Below are 17919 nucleotides of genomic sequence, written 5' to 3' on the forward strand. Positions count from 1 at the left end.
AGCCGTGCGCGGTGCCGCGATGGACGTGATGGAGAAAGCCGTCGCGCTCGCGCCCGACAGTTGGATGCCGGGCGGCGATCCCGATCCTTTGATCCGCGCCAAACACGGCTCGATCGGCGCCTCGATCTCGCGGATCGACGGCCCGCTCAAGGTGCGCGGAGCCGCGCCGTTCGCGGCTGAGTTCGTGCTCGACAGTATGCTCTATGCCGCACTGATGTTCAGCACCGTGCCGAAAGGCCGGATCGCCACGCTCGACACTGCCGCGGCCGAAGCCGCGCCGGGCGTCGCGCTGGTGATGACTCACCGCAACGCCCCGCGAATGAAGCCGATGCCGCTGTTCATGACCGCCGAGAAGGCTGGCGGCGGCGACAATCTGCCGATCATGCAGGACGACCGCATCCACTGGAACGGCCAGCCGATCGCCGTGGTGCTGGCGGACACCCAGGAACAGGCCGATTACGCGGTCTCGCTGATCCGAGCGACCTACGAGGCAGAACCCGCGCTGACCAGTTATGCCGCTGCCAAGGCCAAGGGCACCGAGCCTGGCCTGTTCATGGGGCAGCCGCTCCAGGCGCAGAAGGGCGACGCCGAAGCGGCGTTCGCCAAAGCGCCGGTTCGAGTCGATGGCCGCTACGCGACGCCGCGGCACAATCACAACGCGATCGAGCCGCACGCCGCCACGGTGATGTGGCAGGGCGACAAACTGATCGTGCACGATGCCTCGCAGGCGGTGCAGCACACCGCGTGGTCGCTCGGGGATGTGTTCGGCATTGCCGAGGAGCAGGTTCATGTCACCTCGCCGTTCGTCGGCGGGGGCTTCGGTGGCAAGTGTCTATGGCAGCATCAGGTGCTGGGCGCCGCGGCCGCCAAGCTCGCCGGCAGGCCGGTGCGGATCGCGCTGTCGCGCGAGGGCGTGTACCGGCTGATCGGCGGCCGCACGCTCACCGAGCAGCGCTTCGCGATCGGCGCCGAGCCGGATGGTCGCTTCGTCTCGCTGATCCACACCGGCACGGCCCCCACCTCGCGACAGAATGCGTTCCCTGAGCCGTTCATCCTGCCAACGATGAGTAGCTACGGATCGCCCAACATCAAGCTCGACGTCGAGACGGTACACCTCGACATGCTGGCCAACACCTTCATGCGGGCGCCGGGCGAATCCGTCGGCACCTTCGCGATGGAGTCGGCGATCGACGAGATGGCCGTGGCGCTCGGCATCGATCCGGTCGAACTGCGCATTCTCAATCAGCCCGCGGATGATCCGCTGAAGGGCACGCCGTTCTCATCCCGGCATATCGCCGAGGCGTGGCGTGCCGGCGCCGAACGCTTCGGCTGGTCGAAGCGCAATCCGACCGCCGCCAGCGTTCGCGACGGGGAGTGGCTGGTCGGCATGGGATGCGCGACCGCGACCTATCCGTATCACCGCATGCCGGGCGGTGCGGCGCGGATCACGCTGACCCGCGACGGCAGCGCCAAGGTCGAGATCGCCGCGCACGAAATGGGCATGGGCACGGCGACCGCGCATACCCAGGTGGTCGCCGAACGGCTCGGCCTGTCGCGCGATCAGGTGACGTTTGCCTATGGCGACTCGACGTTCCCCGGCGTGGTGCTGGCCGGCGGCTCGCAGCAGACTGCGTCGATTGGCGCTTCGGTGATCGCTGCGCATCACATACTGATCAAGGAACTGCTCAAGCTCGCCGGCAACGACTCGCCGCTGGCGGGCCTCAGCGCCGAGGAAGTCGGCACCGTGAATGGCGGCCTCGCCAAGCTCGACGACACGTCGCGTCACGAGAGCTACGTGTCGATCCTGAACCGTTCGGGCCGCGATCACGTCTCGGCCGAGGGCAGCGCTTCGGCGCCGCTCGAAACCATGCACTGGTCGATGCACTCGTTCGGCGCGCTGTTCTGCGAGATTGGCGTCAACAGCGTTACCGGCGAGACCCGCGTTCGGCGTTTCCTCGGCTCGTACGATTGCGGCCGTATCCTCAATCCGAAGACGGCGGCCAGCCAGTTCCGCGGCGGCATCATCATGGGCCTCGGCCTGGCCCTGATGGAGGAAACGCAGTTCGACGAGCGCAACGGCCGGATCATGAATCCGAGCTTGGCCGAGTATCACGTCCCGGTGCATCTCGACGTGCCGGAGATCGATGTGATCTGGACTGACATTCCCGATCCGCGTGCCCCGATGGGTGCCCGCGGCATCGGCGAGATCGGCATCACCGGCGTCGGCGCGGCGGTTGCCAACGCCGTGTTCAACGCCACCGGCAAGCGCATCCGCGATCTGCCGCTGACGCTCGATAAGCTGATGTGAGAGAAGGCGGGCTGTAACGATGCTCGCGGCCCGCCATCGCTCGCGGCGATCAACGTTCCGCCGCGTCGCGAAATCATGCCCGTCATTGCGAGGAGCGAAGCGACGAAGCAATCCATGGCTCGGTGTACGGAGCTGATGGATTGCTTCGCTACGCTCGCAATGATGGGTTTCTGGTCCGAGGGGAAACGGATGAACCTCGAAGCGCTCGGGGCGCTCGATTCAGCGAAGATAAAGCTGCTCGAACTGCATGCTAATGAGCGGGCTAAGTACAGGCGATCGTCGTGGAAATCAGTCCGCGTCGGGCGGGGTGGCACCTGTGCAGCTTCGGCACTGCCGCTTGCCATAGGTCGCGATGCTGAGGCTCTTGCAAACTAAACGCTTAGCCATCGCCTGCAGCGGGCTGCGCGCCAATTGAAGCATAAACACCATCTCGAGCATGTCGTCGTCTCCCCACTAGCAATAGGTGAGATGGGGCCGAGGCAGCGGGCGCAGTAGCCCCGCTGCAGCGCAGCAGGCATGCGATAGATGCATCTGCATTGAGTTGGGCGGAAGGCGTGGCGCGGTGCGATTGAGCCCCCCGCCACGCCTCCCTTGTTGCCGTTAGCCGTGCAGCTTGATGGCGGTTTCGGCGATGGTCTTGCCCTGGTAGCGCGCGCCGGCCAGTTCGGTTTCGCTCGGCTGGCGCGAGCCGTCGCCGCCGGTGATCGTGGTGGCGCCATAGGGGGCGCCGCCCGTCACCTGGTCGAGCCGCATCTGGTCGCCGAAGCCGTAGTTGAGGCCGACCACCACCATGCCGAAATGCAACAGGTTGGTGATGATCGAAAACAGCGTGGTCTCCTGGCCGCCGTGCTGGGTCGCGGTCGAGGTGAAGGCGCCGCCGACCTTGCCGTTCAGCGCGCCACGCGCCCACAGGCCGCCGGCCTGATCCAGAAAGTTCGACATCTGCGACGCCATGCGGCCGAACCGGGTGCCGGTGCCGATGACGATCGCGTCGTAATTGGCGAGGTCTTCGATGGTCGCGACCGGCGCTGCCTGATCGAGCTTGTAGTGCGACGCCTTGGCGACGTCCGGCGGTACCAGTTCGGGCACGCGCTTGATGTCGACCTGCGCGCCGGCCTGACGCGCGCCTTCGGCGACCGCGTTGGCCATCGCTTCGATGTGACCGTAAGCCGAGTAGTAAAGAACCAGAACCTTCGCCATGGGATGTCTCCGTTTGGTGGGTGATTGGGTGGGGAGTGATTGTTGTTAGTTATCCGTCATGGCCGGGCTTGACCCGGCCATCCATCCTCTTCGTGAGAACTGTTGCGAAGTAGGATGGATGCGCGGGTCAAGCCCGCGCATGACGTTTGTGGGTGACGAAAGGCTGCACGGCCTTACGCCGCGTCGACCAGCACCAGCTCGGCGTCTGCGAGCGCCGTGATGGTGAGCTTGGTCTCGCCGTGGATCGCGGCGCCGTCGCGAGCGTTGACGCGGACCCCGTTGACCTCGACGTTGCCGACGGCAGGGACCAGATAGAGGTGCCGCGCCTTCTCGGCGTCGTAGGTCGCGGTCTCGCCGGCCTTCAGCGTCGTCGCCAGCACTCGGGCGTCGGCGCGGATCGGTAGCGCGTCGGTGTCGGTCGCAAAGCCCGACGCGATGGTGACGAGCTTGCCGGAGCGGTCGGCCTTCGGGAATGGCTTAGAGCCCCAGGTCGGCTGGCCGCCGCCTTGCGTCGGCTCGATCCAGATCTGGAAGATCCGGGTGGTCTCCGGCTCGAGGTTGTACTCGGAGTGCCGGACGCCCGAACCCGCGCTCATCACCTGGACGTCGCCCGCGACGGTTCGGCCCTTGTTGCCGAGCGAGTCCTGGTGGGTGATTGCGCCGTCGCGCACATAGGTGATGATTTCCATGTCCCGATGCGGATGCGGCGGAAAGCCGGTATCCGGGGCGATTTCGTCGTCGTTCCAGACCCGCAAGGCGCCGTGGCCCATGTTGTTGGGGTCGTAGTAGCTGGCGAACGAGAAGTGATGCTTGGCCTTGAGCCAGCCATGGTCGGCGCCGCCGAGCCGGTCGAAGGGACGGAGTTCAATCATTGAAGCCTCCTCATGTCGGGCGCCGGGTTGGCGCCAGTGACTTGCGTTGGCTCTTGAATAAGGATGCCCAATCGTTTCATAAATAGAAATGATCGAAACTCATTGTTTCTGAAATCTAGCCAAAGCGGTACCATGAGCAAGCTTCCGGACTTCGAAGCACTGGCAATCTTCGCCAAGGTCGTCGAGCTGCGCTCGTTCGCGGCGGTGGCGGCCGAGTTCGGGCTGTCGAAGGCGACGGTCTCCAAGGCCGTCACCCGGCTGGAGGCGCGGCTCGGCGCGCGGCTGTTCAACCGCACGTCGCGGCGGCTGGCGCTGACCGATGCCGGCCACCGGCTCGCCGAGCGTGCCGCGCAGCTGCTTGCAGACGGCGAGGCCGCCGAGGCCGAAGCGCTGGCGCAATCCGCGGCACCGCGCGGCCTGGTGCGGCTGGCGGTGCCGATGACGTTCGGCGTCAAGGTGATCGCGCCGCTGCTGCCGGAGTTCTTCGCCGCCTATCCGGACGTGTCGATCGACCTGCATCTGTCCGACGCGATGGTCGATCTGATCGGCGACGGCTTCGATGCCGGGGTCCGCATCGCCACGCTGCCGGATTCCTCGCTGGTGGCGCGGCGGCTGTGCGCGATGCCGCGCTACACGGTGGCGTCGAAATCCTATCTGCAGGCGCACGGCCGGCCGACGCATCCGATGCATCTCGCCCAACACCGCTGTCTCGGCTACGCCTATCTGTCGACGCCGAACACCTGGCATTACACCAACGATGCCGGCGATCAGGTCGCGGTGCGGCCGGGCGGGCCGCTGCGGGTCAACAACGGCGAGGCGCTGCTGCCGTCGGTGATCGCCGGGCTCGGCATCGCCGATCTGCCGGAGTTCATCGTCGGCGATGCGATCGCGGCCGGCGAAGTCGAAGTGATTCTGGATGGCTGGCACCAGCGCGAGAGCGCGGTGCATCTGGTGACGCCGCCAGGCGGGCCGCGGCCGGCGCGGGTCGAGGTACTGTCGGAATTCCTCGCCGATCAGCTCGGCCGTCTCGGCCGCAAGCGGCGGAGCGCGCGCTGATCCGCGCGTCCGCCTTATTCGAGCGTGACGTTGAACTCGTAGGCCTTGTCGGGACCGACCAGGGTGAACTTCAGCGCGGCGCCGGCGGCCTGGGCGCCCGACGGCAATCCATCGAGCGCGAAGCTGAAGCGCCGCAGGCCGGCCGGCGCGCCCTTGATTTCCTTCGGCACCGGCAGCGCCCATTCGGGCGTCGGGCCTTCGACGAACAGGCTGACCTTGGCGCCGGTCGGCGCCACGACATCGACTTCGACGTCCTTGTCGCCCTTGCGGACGACGTCGCGGATCGTCACCGGGTTGTTGTCGCCGACGCTCGCCGGCACCGGCACGGTGTCGAGCGCCGCGGCGAGCGCACCGTCCTGGGTCGAGGCGACGCTGGCAAATTCCAGCTCCGGGCTCGCCACCACCGGAATGCACAGCTTCTCACACACTGCGTAGTCAACAGTGAGACGCAGTGTCACCGGCTTGTCGGCATGTTTGGTCACGATGCGCAGCGGCAGTACGATCTGCTCCTTGTAGCCGAGCGAGGTGCCGCCGGCGCCGTCCGGAAACGCTTGCGGCGCCGGCCACAGGACCGTCACCGCCTCGACGTTCTCCGACTTGGAGAAGTCGAATCGCGGCGGCACGCCGGAATCGCCCGGCGTCCGCCAGTAGGTTTTCCAGCCAGGCTGCAACTGGAAAGCAATCCCACCCAGCAGCACGCCGCCGCTGCGCGAGCCGGCCAGCAGCCGGACGGCGGAATGTTGCTCGGTAACCCATGGCGACACGTCGTCGGCGCGCGCGCCGCAGGCGGAGGCCGCGAGCACGGCGGCGGCGAACAGAACGGCACGAGACGGAACGATTGCGGTCATCTGGCGTATCTAGAGTTTGCGCGAGGCTGGGGCCACTGAAATGGCGGTGAAACCGCGACTATTCGGTGTCCCGAGATTGATTGACAGGATCGGCACCCGATATCAGGATGATGGTGCAACGCGAGGATCCCCTGATGGAGACTGCATCCAAAAGGCCGAAGTCCGGCGCAGCCAAGAAGCCCGCCGCCACCAAGGCGCGCGGCGATGGGCCGAGCTATCTCGACGGCCAGCTCCTGATCGCGATGCCGGTGATGGAAGACGAGCGCTTTGCGCGCTCGGTGATCTACATTTGCGCGCATTCATCGGAAGGCGCCATGGGGATCATCGTCAATCGCCCCGCGGGCAGCATCGATTTCCCCGAACTGCTGGTGCAGCTCGACATCGTCGAGAAGGCCGAGCAGATCAAGCTTCCTGATCACGCCGAGTCCATGAAGGTGCTGAGGGGCGGACCGGTCGAGACCGGCCGCGGATTCGTGCTGCATTCGAGCGACTTCTTTATCAAGGACGCCACATTGCCGATCGATGACGGCATTTGTCTGACCGCCACCGTGGACATCCTCAAGGCGATCGCCGGCGGCACCGGGCCGAAGCACGCCATCCTGGCGCTCGGCTATGCCGGCTGGGCGCCCGGCCAGCTCGAAAACGAAATCCAGGAAAACGGCTGGCTGCACTGCGACGCGGATGCCGACCTGATCTTCGGCGACGACATCGAAGACAAATACGACCGCGCCCTGCACAAGCTCGGCATCGAGCCCGGGATGCTGTCCGCCGAGGCCGGGCACGCTTAAGAAGCTCGGCGCCCGCGCCACACGGGCGTCATTGCCCGCGAACGGCCCCGCATCCCGTACAACCGGCGTCATGCGCGGGCTTGACCCGCGCATCCATCGCGCGCGTCACGCGCTCTTTGAAGACTCTTTGCGAAGGATGATGGATTGCCGGGTCAAGCCCGGCAATGACGCCATACTGACTTTGCGATAGCGGCGTTTCTCAGCTCGCCGCTTCCAGGCGCTGTTCTTCGGTCAGCAGCTTCATCGCCGCGTCCGCATCCATCGGTTCGCCGAAGGCGAAGCCCTGGGCGTATTCGCAGCCGAGCTGATACAGCTCCACCGCATCCGAATCCGTTTCGGCGCCTTCCGCCACCACGTCCATGCCGAGGTCGTGCGCCAGAGCGATGATCGACTTCAGGATCACCGGGCGGGTGCCGCGGCTGGTGGTGCGGACGAACGACTGATCGATCTTGATGGTGTCGAACGGGAAGCGCTGCAGGTAGCTCAGCGACGAATGCCCGGTGCCGAAATCGTCGAGCGACAGCCCGATGCCGAGCTCGCGGATCCGCTGCAGCATCTGGGCTGCGTGCTCCGGATTTTCCATCACCAGAGATTCGGTGAGTTCGAGCTTCAGCGTGCCGCGCGCGACCGACGAGCGCGACGTCACGGTGCGGATGTCGTGCAGCAGATCGTGGCGCAGCAGCTGCCGCGACGACACATTGACCGAGGCGAAGATCGGCTCGCGGGCGCGCATCGCGCGCTGCCAGATCGAGAGCTGCTTGGCAGTCTGGTCGAGCACGAAGGTGCCGAGTTCGACGATCAGCCCGATCTCTTCGGCGATCGAGATGAACTCGCTCGGCGACATCCGGCCGAGCTTGGGATGATCCCAGCGCGCCAGCGCTTCGAAACCGGCGATCGAACGGTCTTCGAGCCGCACGATCGGCTGATACAGGATGGTGATTTCCTTGCGCTCGATCGCCCGGCGCAGTTCGGATTCCAGCGTCAGCCGGTCCGACTTCCGCGCCCGCATCGCCGGCTTGTAGACGTCGATGCGGTCGCCGCCGATCCGCTTGGAGTGATACATCGCCAGCTCGGCGTCCTTGATGATCTCGTCGGACAGCTGGGTTTGCGGGTCGGAGAGTGCGAGGCCGATCGAGGCGGTGAGGAAGATCTCGCGATCGTTGAACGCGATCGGCGCCTTGATGGTCTTGCGGATGGTCTCGGCGAAGGCGGTGATCTTGGCCGGGTCCTGCTCGGACAGCAGGATCAGGCCGAACTGATCGCCGGCGATCCGGGCCAGGGTGTCCTGCGGCTTGAGGATGCGGCTCAGCCGCCGCGCCAGCGTCAGCAGGATCGAGTCGCCGACCGCGATGCCGACGGAATCGTTGACCTGCTTGAACCGGTCGAGGTCGATCACCATCAGGGTCGGCCGCAGCGCCGGCATGGTCTTGGCGAAGTTCGCCACCGCACCGAGGCGGTCGATGAACAGCTTGCGGTTGGGAAGGCCGGTGAGATTGTCGTGCACGCTGTCGTGCAGCATCCGCTCTTCGGCGATCTTGATCTCGGTGACGTCGGTCAGGGTGCCGACCACGCGGGTGACTTCACCGTCGGTGCCGACCACCGGGCGCGCCTTCAGCGAGAACCACATGAAGTGGCCGTCCGGGGTGCGCAGCCGGAAGTCCTGGGTCAGCCGGCCGCGGCGCTGGTCGAGCACGCTGTCGAGCGCGGCGCGGAAACGGTCCTGGTCGAGCGGGTGCAGCACTTCGAGCCAGCTTGCGGCGGAGCCTTCCAGCGCGCCGCGCTTCAGGCCGAGCAGCGCTTCGGTCTCGGGGCTGGTGAACACCTTGTCGGCCGAGACGTCCCAGTCCCAGATCAGGTCGCCGGAGCCGATCAGCGCCAGCGCGCGTCGTTCGACGTCGGAGATCACCCCGCCGGTGGCGCCGCCGCCCGAGAACGCGTGCTGCATCACGGTGAAGCCAATCAGCATCACGATCAGCACCAAGCCGCCGAGCAGCGCCGGGCCGACGATGTCGTTGGTGACGGTGCCGGCCACCGCCATGCCGGAGGCCACCACCCACACCACCAGCAGGAACCAGGTCGGGATCAGCAGCACCGCGCGGTCGAAGCCGTGGGTCGACAGATAGACGATCAGCGCGAAGCCCGCGAAGGCGATCAGCACCAGCGAGATGCGTGCGATGCCGGACGCCACCGCAGGATCGAACAGCGCCAGCGCCACCAGCGAGCCGAGGAAGGCGAGCCATCCCAGCGTGATGTGCGAATAGCGGACGTGCCAGCGACTGAGATTGAGATAGGCGAACAGGAAGACGAGCAGCGTTGCCGCGAGGATCGCTTCGCCCGAAGCGCGCCACACCCGCTCGGCGCCCGACGACATGTCGAGCACCTTGCCCCAGAAGCCGAAATCAATGCCGATATAGACCAGCACCGCCCAGGCCAGCGCCGCCGCGGCCGGAAACATGATGCTGCCCTTGACGACGAACAGGATGGTCAGCACCAGCGCCAACAGGCCGGAAATGCCGATCACGATGCCTTGGTACAGCGTGAACGAGTTGACCTTGTCCTTGTAGGCTTCCGGCTCCCACAGATAGAGCTGCGGCAGCTTGTCGGTGCGCAGCTCGGCCACGAAGGTGATTACCGAGCCGGGATCGAGCGTGACGCGGAAGATGTCGGCGGTCGCGCTGTCCTGCCGCTCGGGGCGGTCGCCGGTCGACGGCGTGATGGTGGCGATGCGCGACATGCCGAGGTCGGGCCACAGCAGGCCCGATCCGACCATCCGATAATGCGGCGCCACGATCAAACGATCGAGCTGGTCGTCGGAGTTGTTGGCGAGCGCGAACACCACCCAGTTCTGGCCGCCCTCGCGGGCGCGCACCTCGACGCGGCGGACGATGCCGTCATTGCCGGGCGCGGTGGAAATCTGAACGCGATCATTATCGCTGTGCAGATGCTCCAGCACACCGGTGAGGTCGATCGCCGGCGCGTCGCTGCGGACGCTGACGGCATCGAGGGCGTGTGCCTGCGGGACAGCCGCAACCATCATCACGCCCAGCGCCAGCAGCGCGAGGCATCTGATCAGACGCAAGTCGGTTCTCCGCGTTCACACCAGTCCAAATGGCGCGGCCCCGCGCGCCACGAGCCCCGGATAGATGCCATGAAAGCGAGTGAAAACATAGACTCTCTCGCCGGCCCCCGGGGTAGCCCCACTCACACAGTCAACACAATTTTGCCAATATGTTGGCTGGTTTCCATCCGCCGGTGAGCATCGGCGGCGTCCCGCAGCGCGAAGGTGCCGTCGATCAGCGGCTTGATCCGGCCCTGCTCGAGCAGAGGTAGCACCTTGGTTTCGATCGCCGCGACCATCGCGGCCTTGTCGGCATTGGAGCGCGGCCGCAGCGTCGAGCCGGTGTGGTGCAGCCGCTTGGTCATCAGCTTGACGAAGTTGACGTTGGCCTTGGCACCGCCGAGGAACGCGATCTGCACGATCCGGCCGTCCATCGCGGCGGCGTCGTAATTGCGCTCGATGTAATCGCCGCCGACCATGTCGAGGATCACTTCAACACCCTTGCCGCCGGTGGCTTCTTTCACCGCCGCGACGAAGTCCTCGGTCTTGTAGTTGATGGCGCGGCTGGCGCCGAGCTTGAGGCAGGCGTCGGCTTTATCCTGCGAGCCGACGGTGGTGATCACTTTCGATCCGAGTGCGACCGCGAGCTGGATCGCCATCGTACCAATGCCGGACGAGCCGCCGTGCACCAGCAACGTTTCGCCGGGCTGCAAGCCGCCGCGCTCGAACACGTTGTGCCACACCGTCATCAGCGTCTCGGGTGTGGCGCCGGCTTCGATCATCGAATAGGCGGCCGGCACCTTCATCGCCTGCGCGTCCTGGGCGATGCAATATTCCGCGTAGCCGCCACCAGCTACCAGCGACATCACCTTGTCGCCGAGCTTGTGCCGGGAGGCGCCATCGCCGAGCGCCACCACTTCGCCGGCGATTTCGAGGCCCGGCAGGTCGCTGGCGCCGGGCGGCGGCGGGTAGCTGCCGGAGCGCTGTGCCACATCGGGACGGTTGACGCCGGCGGCCGCAACTTTGACCAGGATTTCCCCGGGGCCGGGCTTCGGCACGTCGCGCGTCTCGGGCAGCAGAACTTCGGGACCGCCGGGCTTGCTGATCCCAACCACGGTCATTTGCGAAGGGATCGGTTCCATGATTTTTCCTTGGCTGGCGAGGCGGGTGGGTGTCATCTGGCGGAGTAGGTTGTGATTAGACAGCCGGAGGGCGGCTGGCAACCGCAGCAGATCACGAACGGGCGAGGACGACATGGCGCTTGAAGAAGATGACAAGCCGAGGACCAAGACCAGCCACGACATCGGTCAGGATTTGTCGCTGCTGTCGGTCGAAGAACTCAGCGGGCGGATCGCTTTGCTGCAAGCCGAGATCGCCCGGCTCGAAACTGCGCTGACGATGAAGCGCGCCACCCGCGAAGCAGCGGATCGCATCTTCAAATCTTGAACGAAAAGTTGATAGCAGGGCGCGCCGCTGTCTCATGCTGGGACATTTGCTAGCGGCCGCGGTATGGCAAATCGACCGTAAACAAATTCACTCATTTACGCGCGATTAAGCTTTCCCGCCTATTACTGTGGATGTCCATCTTTGGACCGAGTGGCTCCTGTCCACTCTGTTTTGACGCCTCCCTGTTATCAACTTAAAAGCCGCCGGAAACGGCGGCTCTTTTTTGGCCTCGGTATCGTCCGCAGTGCCGGCGTCACGCTTTGGTCATTGACCGCCACAATGCTGTCTCTGAAGCTGCGTTAACCTTTGCGCGCGGGTCCGCTGGACTCCACGCATGGGCGGCGTAATGATTTGTTCATCATAAGCCGGTGCGCAGCTTCGCGAGCCGGTACAAGTATTCGGTAGTGTGAGGCGTTGACCATGTCTGATGTCGCGCAGGGCGAATCCGCCTTGGTGGTGCTCAGCGAACGGCTGACCAGTTCGGCAGCGTTCACGGCTCTATTTCGGGAGGGCATGGATCTGGTCGAAGAGACCGCCGCCTATCTCGACGGCTCCGGCCGCGCGGAGGCCAAGCTGCTCGATCGCGCCGTGAGCCTGACTTACGCCACCGAGAGCATGCGCCTGACCACCCGGCTGATGCAGCTCGCCTCCTGGCTGCTGCTGCACCGCGCCGTGAAGGAAGGCGAGATGACGCTGATCCAGGCCAACCGCGAAAAGACCAAGGTCAAGCTGTCAGCCGCCGATCCGGGCGCGCCTGATGTGCTGGAGCGCTTGCCGGAACAGCTGCAGTCGCTGATCGCGCGGTCGATGAGCCTGCAAAGCCGGATCCGCCGGCTCGACTCCACCATGCACACCCCGCCGGAGCCGCCGGCGCTCGGCAACCCGCTGGTGCCGCAGCTCAATATGCTGAAGGCCGCGTTCGAGAACTGAGCGCTCCGCCGCCGATCAGATTTAAAGTCGCAATGGCCGGGCTCGTCCCGGCCATTGGCATTTTGGGGGGACCGGCGGGTTATCCCCAGCGCCCCAAGGCCCGCAGCCATTTGATCCGCCAACGCAAAACGCCCCGCGCAAGCGGGGCGTTTGTCGTATGGGGTCTCGAAAGAAGCGGCGAGCAGCCGGCGAAAAGCCGGCGCCGGCTCAATCCTTCTTGAGGAAGCCCGAGAACTTCTTCTGGAAGCGCGACACGCGGCCGCCGCGGTCCAGCACCTGCTGGGTGCCGCCGGTCCACGCCGGATGCGACTTCGGGTCGATGTCGAGGTTCAGCTTGTCGCCCTCTTTGCCCCAGGTCGACCGCGTCTGGTACTCGGTCCCGTCAGTCATGACGACGGTAATGGTATGATAGTCCGGGTGAATTTCGGTCTTCATGGGTGATCCCTTGCGCTCGCCGGCGCCTGCATCGCGATGATTTCGGGCGAATTTGCCGGGCTCTATATCCCAGGCGCGCCGCATGCACAAGGCACAGCACACGATCCGGTGACCGGGTTGTCCCGGATTTGCCAGCCGCGGGCATTGCGGCCTATGTGGTGCCGGCTAAAGCGTTTTCATCGATTTGGCAGTTCCGAATGACGGCACCGAATAAACCGCAGAGCTCCAACTCCGACGCGTCGGCGATCAGTTTGTCGCTGGATGCGATCGCGGCGACCGAGAATGTCGGGCCGCGCACCGGCACCTTGCGGGCCGATGCCGATCCGAGCCAGGTCGAGGAGGTCGCGGCCGTCGCCAAGCGCAGCCGGCTGAAGCCGCTGCTCTCGCTGATGCCGTATGTGGCCCGCTACCGCGGCCGCGCCACGCTGGCGCTGATCGCCCTGATCGTTGCGGCTGCCACGACCCTGGTGGTTCCTGTCGCGGTGCGTCGGCTGATCGATTTCGGCTTCAGCGCCGAAGGTGTCGAGCTGATCAACGGCTATTTCAGCGTCATGCTCGGCGTCGTGGTGGTGCTCGCGGCCGCCAGTGCGGCTCGGTATTACTTGGTGATGACGATCGGCGAGCGGATCGTCGCCGACGTCCGGCGCGACGTGTTCCGGCATCTCACCGCGCTGTCACCGGCGTTCTTCGATTCCGCCCGCAGCGGCGAGCTGATCTCGCGGCTGACCGCCGACACCACCCAGATCAAATCCGCCGTCGGCGCCTCGGTGTCGATCGCGCTGCGCAACATGCTGCTGTTCGTCGGCGCGATCTCGATGATGGTGATCTCGAGCCCGCGGCTGTCCGGCTTCGTGCTGGCGGCGATTCCGCTGATCGTGATTCCGCTGGTGGCGTTCGGGCGCTGGGTGCGGCGGCTGTCGCGCAACGCGCAGGACACGCTGGCGGACGCGTCGGCCTATGCGGCCGAACTGGTCGGCGCGATCCGTACCGTGCAGGCTTACACCAACGAACGCGTCGCCAATGCCCGGTTCGGCGGCGCGGTCGAAGAGTCTTACGAGGCGGCGCGCAGCTCGACCGGGGCGCGGGCGCTGCTCACCGCGATCATCATTTTCATCGTGTTCGCCAGCGTGGTGGCGATCCTGTGGGTCGGCTCGCACGACGTCGCCATCGGCGCCATGTCGCCGGGCCGGCTCGGTCAGTTCATCCTGTACGCGGTGTTCGCAGCTTCCAGCCTCGGCCAGCTCAGCGAAGTCTGGGGTGAAGTGTCGGCCGCCTCCGGTGCTGCCGAACGGCTGTTCGAAATCCTGCGGGTCAAGCCGGAGATCGCGGCGCCGGCGCAGCCGAAGGCACTGCCGATGCCGGTGCGCGGCGACGTGGTGTTCGACAATGTCAGCTTCTCCTATCCGACCCGGCCGGACTTCCTGGCGCTCGACGGCCTGTCGCTGAGCATTCGCGCAGGCGAGAAAGTCGCGATCGTCGGCCCCTCCGGCGCCGGCAAGAGCACGCTGTTTCACCTGCTGCTGCGGTTCTACGATCCGACCTCCGGCACGGTCTCGCTCGACGGCGTCGCCATCAACGCCGCCGATCCGCAGGCGGTGCGCGAGCGGATCGCCCTGGTGCCGCAGGACTCGGTGGTGTTCGCCGCGACCGCGCGCGACAACATCCGGTTCGGCCGCGATGACGCCAGCGAGCTCGACGTCGAGCGCGCCGCGCAGCAGGCCCATGCGACCGAATTCATCTCGCGCCTGCCGGAGGGCTTCGACACCCGGCTCGGCGAACGCGGCGTGACACTATCCGGCGGTCAGCGCCAGCGCATCGCCATCGCCCGCGCGATCCTGCGCGACGCACCGCTGCTGCTGCTCGACGAAGCGACCTCGTCGCTCGACGCCGAAAGCGAAGTGCTGGTGCAGACCGCGCTGCAACAACTGATGCGCGACCGCACCACGTTGGTGATCGCCCACCGCCTCGCCACCGTGCTGTCCTGCGACCGCATCGTGGTGATGGAGCACGGCCGCATCGTCGAGCAGGGCACCCACGCCCAGCTCGTCGCCCGCGGCGGCCTCTACGCCCGCCTCGCCAAGCTGCAGTTCGAGGCGGCGTAATTCGCCTCATCAACGCCGTCATCGCCCGCGCAGGCGGGCGATCCAGTAGCCCGAGCCTTTCACTTCCAAAGCAACGCTTCGGAGTACTGGATCCTCCGCATTCGCGGAGGATGGCTATTGTGCTGGTTGAACTGACGACACGCTAAGCCGGCCGCCACAACATGTTCAGCACCGGCCGGCCGGAGCTATTGAGCTCCTCGCTGGTCACCGCGAAGCCGTTGCGGCGGTAGAACTTGATGGCGCGGTAGTTGTCGGCGTTGACCTTGAGGGTGACCTCGGTCGGCGAGCGGCGCTTGGCCTCGTCGACCAGCGCTTCGGCGACACCCCATCCCCAGTGTTCGGGTTCGACCACCAACTGGTCGAGATAACCGGCTGCGTCGATCGTGACGAAGCCGATCAGCGCGGCGCCCTGTTCGGCGACGATGATGGCGGCTTGCGGCACCAGCTCGCTGCGCCAGCGCTCGCGCCACCAATCGACCCGCTTGGTGAAGTCGATCGCCGGATAAGCGAGCTGCCAGGTCCGCAGCCACAGCGCGATCGCGGGATTTTCGTCGGCTTCGGTGTAGGGGCGGAGGGCGAAGGTCGGTGATGTCATCGCACGTACCATAAGCCGTCATCCCGGGGCGGGCGCAGCGCAGCTGCGCGCGAATCCGAAATCTGGCGCGCGCACCGATCGAGATTCCGAGTTCGCCGCTTCGCGGCGCCCCGGAATGACCAACGAGGGACCGACGACAACAACAACCTCACCGCTCCGTCAGCTTCAGTTCGATCCGGCGGTTGCGCTTGTAGGCATCGTCGGAGTCGGCGGTGTCGAGTGGCTGGAATTCGGCGAAGCCGGCGGCGACGAGGCGCTGCGCCGGGACGCCGAGCGACATCAGATATTGCACCACTGAGATGGCACGGGCGCTCGACAACTCCCAGTTCGACTTGAAGGCGCCGGTGATCGGCCGCTTGTCGGTGTGGCCGTCGACCCGCACCACCCAGGGCAGCTCGGCCGGGATCTTCTTGTCGAGCTCCTTCAGCGCTTCGGCGACCTTGTCGAGCTCGGCGCGGCCTTCCGGCAGCAACAGGGCCTGGCCGGTGTCGAAGAACACTTCGGACTGGAAGACGAAGCGGTCGCCGACGATGCGGATGTCGGGCCGGTCGCCCAGGATGGCGCGCAGGCGGCCGAAGAACTCCGAGCGGTAGCGCGACAGCTCCTGCACCCGCTGCGCCAGCGCGACGTTCAGCCGCTGGCCGAGATCGGCGATCTTGTTCTGAGATTCTTTGCCGCGCTTTTCGGATGCGTCGAGCGCTTCTTCCAGGGCGGCGAGCTGGCGGCGCAGCGCGGCGATCTGCTGGTTCAGCACCTCGACCTGCGCCAGCGCGCGGGCCGAGATCTGCTTTTCCGAATCCAGCGCCTTGCCCAGTTCGCCGGCGCGGCCGGCAGCGTCGTTGCCGGCGCCGGCGAGGCCGTCATACAGGCCCTTGACCCGGTCGCGCTCGCTCTCGGCGGCCGATAGCCCGGCGCGCATCTGCGCCAGCTGCTCCTCCAGATTGAGCTTGCCGAGCTTTTCCAGCGACAGGATGTCGTTGAGCTGGGCGATCTTCGCGTTCAGCTCGGCCAGCGCCTTGTCCTTGCCGGTGACCTCCTGCGACAGGAAGAACTGCACCACCAGGAATACGGTGAGCAGGAACACGATGCCGAGGATCAGCGTCGACAGCGCATCGACGAAGCCGGGCCAGTAATTGAAACCGGACTCCTGCCGGCGGCCGCGAGCCAGCGCCATCAGCTCTTCTCCGGCTCGCGCAGGCTCTTCTCCGGCCGTTGCACCAGGGCGGACAACAGCTCCTTGATCTCGCGGTTCTGTTCGCCCTGGGCATCGGCCCATTCGCGGATCATCTGCTGCTCGTTGCGCATGTGCGCGACCAGGCTCTGGATCGCATTGGCGAGGTTGGCCATCGCGGCGGTGGTGGCGCGGTTGGCGCCGCCGTCCTCCAGTGTCAGCCGTAGCCGCTCCAGCGCGGCCTGCAGGTCGGCGCTGCCGGCAAGCGCGCCATCGCCGGCCGAGCTGCGCACCGTCGAGGCCAGCCAGTCTTCGAGGTCGGTGTAGAACCGGTTCTGCGCCTGGCTGGACTGCAGATCGAGGAAGCCGAGGATCAGCGAGCCGGCGAGACCGAACAGCGACGACGAGAACGAAATCCCCATGCCGCCGAGCGGGGCGGCGAGGCCTTCCTTCAGCGTGTCGAACAGCGAGCCGGCGTCGCCGGTCACTTTCAGGCTGCCGATCACCCCGCCGATCGAGCCGACGGTCTCGATCAGGCCCCAGAACGTGCCGAGCAGGCCGAGGAAGACCAAGAGCCCGGTCATGTAGCGCGAGATGTCGCGCGCTTCGTCGAGCCTTGTGGCGATCGAGTCGAGCAGGTGGCGCATCGTCTGCGGCGAGATCGCGATCCGCCCGGAGCGTTCGCCGCCGAGGATCGCGGCCATCGGCGCCAGCAGGCTCGGCCGGCGGTCGAGCGCCAGCCCCGGATCGTTGATGCGGAAGTTATTGACCCAGGCGACCTCAGGATACAGCCGGATCACCTGGCGGAAGGCGAGCACGATGCCGATCACCAGCACCGCGCCGATCAGGCCGTTGAGGCCCGGATTGGCCATGAACGCGGCCAGCACTTGCTTGTACAGCACCACCACGATCAGCGCGCACAGCACCAGGAACACCAGCATCCGCACCAGGAAGATTCGCGGCGACGACAGCTTGTCGAGTTCGATCTCCATCGCGTGGCGCGGGGAAGGGCCTGAAGCCATCGTCGGTTTGGTCTCCGGTTTGCCGGAAGCGGCTGTTTCACCCAATATGGCACAGCACGGCGCGGAAGAAAGCTGTTGCGGCGGTTAT

Annotated in this window: 16 protein-coding genes; 6 read left to right on the top strand and 10 right to left on the bottom strand. The window is 66.1% G+C overall.

The window, feature by feature from the left end; genetic code table 11:
• Positions 1-19: 19 nt before the first annotated feature.
• Positions 20-2308 carry a xanthine dehydrogenase family protein molybdopterin-binding subunit gene (locus tag VRZ08_RS17185; RefSeq protein ID WP_414533316.1) on the top strand — a complete coding sequence of 763 codons (2289 nt, stop codon included), beginning with the start codon at positions 20-22 and terminating at the stop codon, positions 2306-2308.
• Between the two features lie 288 nt (positions 2309-2596).
• Here VRZ08_RS17185 and VRZ08_RS17190 read toward each other — a convergent pair whose 3' ends face one another.
• The 3 genes from VRZ08_RS17190 to VRZ08_RS17200 form a co-directional block, all read right to left on the bottom strand.
• Positions 2597-2746, bottom strand: coding sequence for a hypothetical protein (locus VRZ08_RS17190; protein WP_193528685.1), 150 nt, complete (start codon positions 2744-2746; stop codon positions 2597-2599).
• 162 nt (positions 2747-2908) lie between these two features.
• On the bottom strand, positions 2909-3508 hold the full coding sequence (gene wrbA, locus VRZ08_RS17195) for an NAD(P)H:quinone oxidoreductase (RefSeq protein ID WP_414533302.1): 600 nt from the start codon (positions 3506-3508) through the stop codon (positions 2909-2911).
• A gap of 173 nt (positions 3509-3681) precedes the next feature.
• The gene (locus tag VRZ08_RS17200) at positions 3682-4380 is read right to left on the bottom strand and encodes a pirin family protein (protein ID WP_107354342.1); all 699 of its coding nucleotides are present in this window, start codon (positions 4378-4380) and stop codon (positions 3682-3684) included.
• A 132-nt stretch (positions 4381-4512) separates the two neighbouring features.
• Here VRZ08_RS17200 and VRZ08_RS17205 point away from each other — a divergent pair, with 132 nt between their 5' ends.
• On the top strand, positions 4513-5436 hold the full coding sequence (locus tag VRZ08_RS17205; RefSeq protein WP_414533304.1) for a LysR family transcriptional regulator: 924 nt from the start codon (positions 4513-4515) through the stop codon (positions 5434-5436).
• Positions 5437-5450: 14 nt separating this feature from the next.
• On the opposite strand, the gene VRZ08_RS17210 is transcribed toward VRZ08_RS17205, so the two are convergent.
• Positions 5451-6284, bottom strand: coding sequence for a protein-disulfide reductase DsbD domain-containing protein (locus VRZ08_RS17210; RefSeq protein ID WP_414533305.1), 834 nt, complete (start codon positions 6282-6284; stop codon positions 5451-5453).
• Between the two features lie 134 nt (positions 6285-6418).
• On the opposite strand from VRZ08_RS17210, the gene VRZ08_RS17215 reads away from it, so the two are divergent.
• Positions 6419-7072 (top strand): YqgE/AlgH family protein, encoded by a 654-nt coding sequence (locus VRZ08_RS17215; RefSeq protein WP_107357396.1) that lies wholly within the window; start codon positions 6419-6421, stop codon positions 7070-7072.
• 199 nt (positions 7073-7271) lie between these two features.
• Here the strand turns inward: VRZ08_RS17215 and VRZ08_RS17220 are convergent, their stop codons facing one another.
• Both VRZ08_RS17220 and VRZ08_RS17225 read right to left on the bottom strand, forming a co-directional pair.
• The gene (locus tag VRZ08_RS17220; RefSeq protein ID WP_107354345.1) at positions 7272-10151 is read right to left on the bottom strand and encodes an EAL domain-containing protein; all 2880 of its coding nucleotides are present in this window, start codon (positions 10149-10151) and stop codon (positions 7272-7274) included.
• Positions 10152-10273: 122 nt separating this feature from the next.
• Complete coding sequence (locus tag VRZ08_RS17225) at positions 10274-11272, bottom strand: NAD(P)H-quinone oxidoreductase (RefSeq protein WP_414533306.1); 999 nt, start codon at positions 11270-11272, stop codon at positions 10274-10276.
• Between the two features lie 112 nt (positions 11273-11384).
• Here VRZ08_RS17225 and VRZ08_RS17230 point away from each other — a divergent pair, with 112 nt between their 5' ends.
• Together VRZ08_RS17230 and VRZ08_RS17235 are read left to right on the top strand one after the other, a co-directional pair.
• The gene (locus VRZ08_RS17230) at positions 11385-11576 is read left to right on the top strand and encodes a DUF1192 domain-containing protein (protein WP_107354346.1); all 192 of its coding nucleotides are present in this window, start codon (positions 11385-11387) and stop codon (positions 11574-11576) included.
• A 420-nt stretch (positions 11577-11996) separates the two neighbouring features.
• Positions 11997-12506, top strand: a complete 510-nt coding sequence (locus tag VRZ08_RS17235) for a DUF1465 family protein (protein ID WP_107343075.1) — start codon at positions 11997-11999, stop codon at positions 12504-12506.
• Between the two features lie 207 nt (positions 12507-12713).
• On the opposite strand, the gene rpmE is transcribed toward VRZ08_RS17235, so the two are convergent.
• Positions 12714-12941 (bottom strand): 50S ribosomal protein L31, encoded by a 228-nt coding sequence (rpmE, locus tag VRZ08_RS17240; RefSeq protein ID WP_011156453.1) that lies wholly within the window; start codon positions 12939-12941, stop codon positions 12714-12716.
• A 197-nt stretch (positions 12942-13138) separates the two neighbouring features.
• Between rpmE and VRZ08_RS17245 the strand changes: the two genes are divergently transcribed.
• Positions 13139-15043 (top strand): ABC transporter transmembrane domain-containing protein, encoded by a 1905-nt coding sequence (locus VRZ08_RS17245; RefSeq protein WP_264075608.1) that lies wholly within the window; start codon positions 13139-13141, stop codon positions 15041-15043.
• A gap of 142 nt (positions 15044-15185) precedes the next feature.
• Here VRZ08_RS17245 and VRZ08_RS17250 read toward each other — a convergent pair whose 3' ends face one another.
• The 3 genes from VRZ08_RS17250 to VRZ08_RS17260 all read right to left on the bottom strand — a co-directional run bounded on the left by VRZ08_RS17250 (position 15186) and on the right by VRZ08_RS17260 (position 17831).
• Positions 15186-15638 carry a GNAT family N-acetyltransferase gene (locus VRZ08_RS17250; protein ID WP_414533307.1) on the bottom strand — a complete coding sequence of 151 codons (453 nt, stop codon included), beginning with the start codon at positions 15636-15638 and terminating at the stop codon, positions 15186-15188.
• Positions 15639-15786: 148 nt separating this feature from the next.
• Positions 15787-16812: a peptidoglycan -binding protein gene (locus VRZ08_RS17255; RefSeq protein WP_414533308.1), complete on the bottom strand. Its 1026-nt coding sequence runs from the start codon at positions 16810-16812 to the stop codon at positions 15787-15789.
• On the bottom strand, positions 16812-17831 hold the full coding sequence (locus tag VRZ08_RS17260; RefSeq protein WP_164572684.1) for a flagellar motor protein MotA: 1020 nt from the start codon (positions 17829-17831) through the stop codon (positions 16812-16814). Before VRZ08_RS17260 ends, VRZ08_RS17255 begins: the two co-directional genes overlap by 1 nt.
• Positions 17832-17919 lie beyond the last annotated feature (88 nt).

The organism is Rhodopseudomonas sp. G2_2311 (genome assembly GCF_047501505.1).
Lineage (GTDB): Bacteria > Pseudomonadota > Alphaproteobacteria > Rhizobiales > Xanthobacteraceae > Rhodopseudomonas > Rhodopseudomonas palustris_H.

What these genes read in the sequence shown, in the direction of transcription:
- VRZ08_RS17185 (WP_414533316.1), top strand. Translation starts at nt 20, where the DNA reads ATGGACGTGATGGAGAAAGCCGTCGCGCTCGCGCCCGACAGTTGGATG.
- VRZ08_RS17190 (WP_193528685.1), bottom strand. Translation starts at nt 2,746, where the DNA reads ATGCTCGAGATGGTGTTTATGCTTCAATTGGCGCGCAGCCCGCTGCAG.
- wrbA (WP_414533302.1), bottom strand. Translation starts at nt 3,508, where the DNA reads ATGGCGAAGGTTCTGGTTCTTTACTACTCGGCTTACGGTCACATCGAA.
- VRZ08_RS17200 (WP_107354342.1), bottom strand. Translation starts at nt 4,380, where the DNA reads ATGATTGAACTCCGTCCCTTCGACCGGCTCGGCGGCGCCGACCATGGC.
- VRZ08_RS17205 (WP_414533304.1), top strand. Translation starts at nt 4,513, where the DNA reads ATGAGCAAGCTTCCGGACTTCGAAGCACTGGCAATCTTCGCCAAGGTC.
- VRZ08_RS17210 (WP_414533305.1), bottom strand. Translation starts at nt 6,284, where the DNA reads ATGACCGCAATCGTTCCGTCTCGTGCCGTTCTGTTCGCCGCCGCCGTG.
- VRZ08_RS17215 (WP_107357396.1), top strand. Translation starts at nt 6,419, where the DNA reads ATGGAGACTGCATCCAAAAGGCCGAAGTCCGGCGCAGCCAAGAAGCCC.
- VRZ08_RS17225 (WP_414533306.1), bottom strand. Translation starts at nt 11,272, where the DNA reads ATGGAACCGATCCCTTCGCAAATGACCGTGGTTGGGATCAGCAAGCCC.
- VRZ08_RS17230 (WP_107354346.1), top strand. Translation starts at nt 11,385, where the DNA reads ATGGCGCTTGAAGAAGATGACAAGCCGAGGACCAAGACCAGCCACGAC.
- VRZ08_RS17235 (WP_107343075.1), top strand. Translation starts at nt 11,997, where the DNA reads ATGTCTGATGTCGCGCAGGGCGAATCCGCCTTGGTGGTGCTCAGCGAA.
- rpmE (WP_011156453.1), bottom strand. Translation starts at nt 12,941, where the DNA reads ATGAAGACCGAAATTCACCCGGACTATCATACCATTACCGTCGTCATG.
- VRZ08_RS17245 (WP_264075608.1), top strand. Translation starts at nt 13,139, where the DNA reads ATGACGGCACCGAATAAACCGCAGAGCTCCAACTCCGACGCGTCGGCG.
- VRZ08_RS17250 (WP_414533307.1), bottom strand. Translation starts at nt 15,638, where the DNA reads ATGACATCACCGACCTTCGCCCTCCGCCCCTACACCGAAGCCGACGAA.
- VRZ08_RS17255 (WP_414533308.1), bottom strand. Translation starts at nt 16,812, where the DNA reads ATGGCGCTGGCTCGCGGCCGCCGGCAGGAGTCCGGTTTCAATTACTGG.
- VRZ08_RS17260 (WP_164572684.1), bottom strand. Translation starts at nt 17,831, where the DNA reads ATGGCTTCAGGCCCTTCCCCGCGCCACGCGATGGAGATCGAACTCGAC.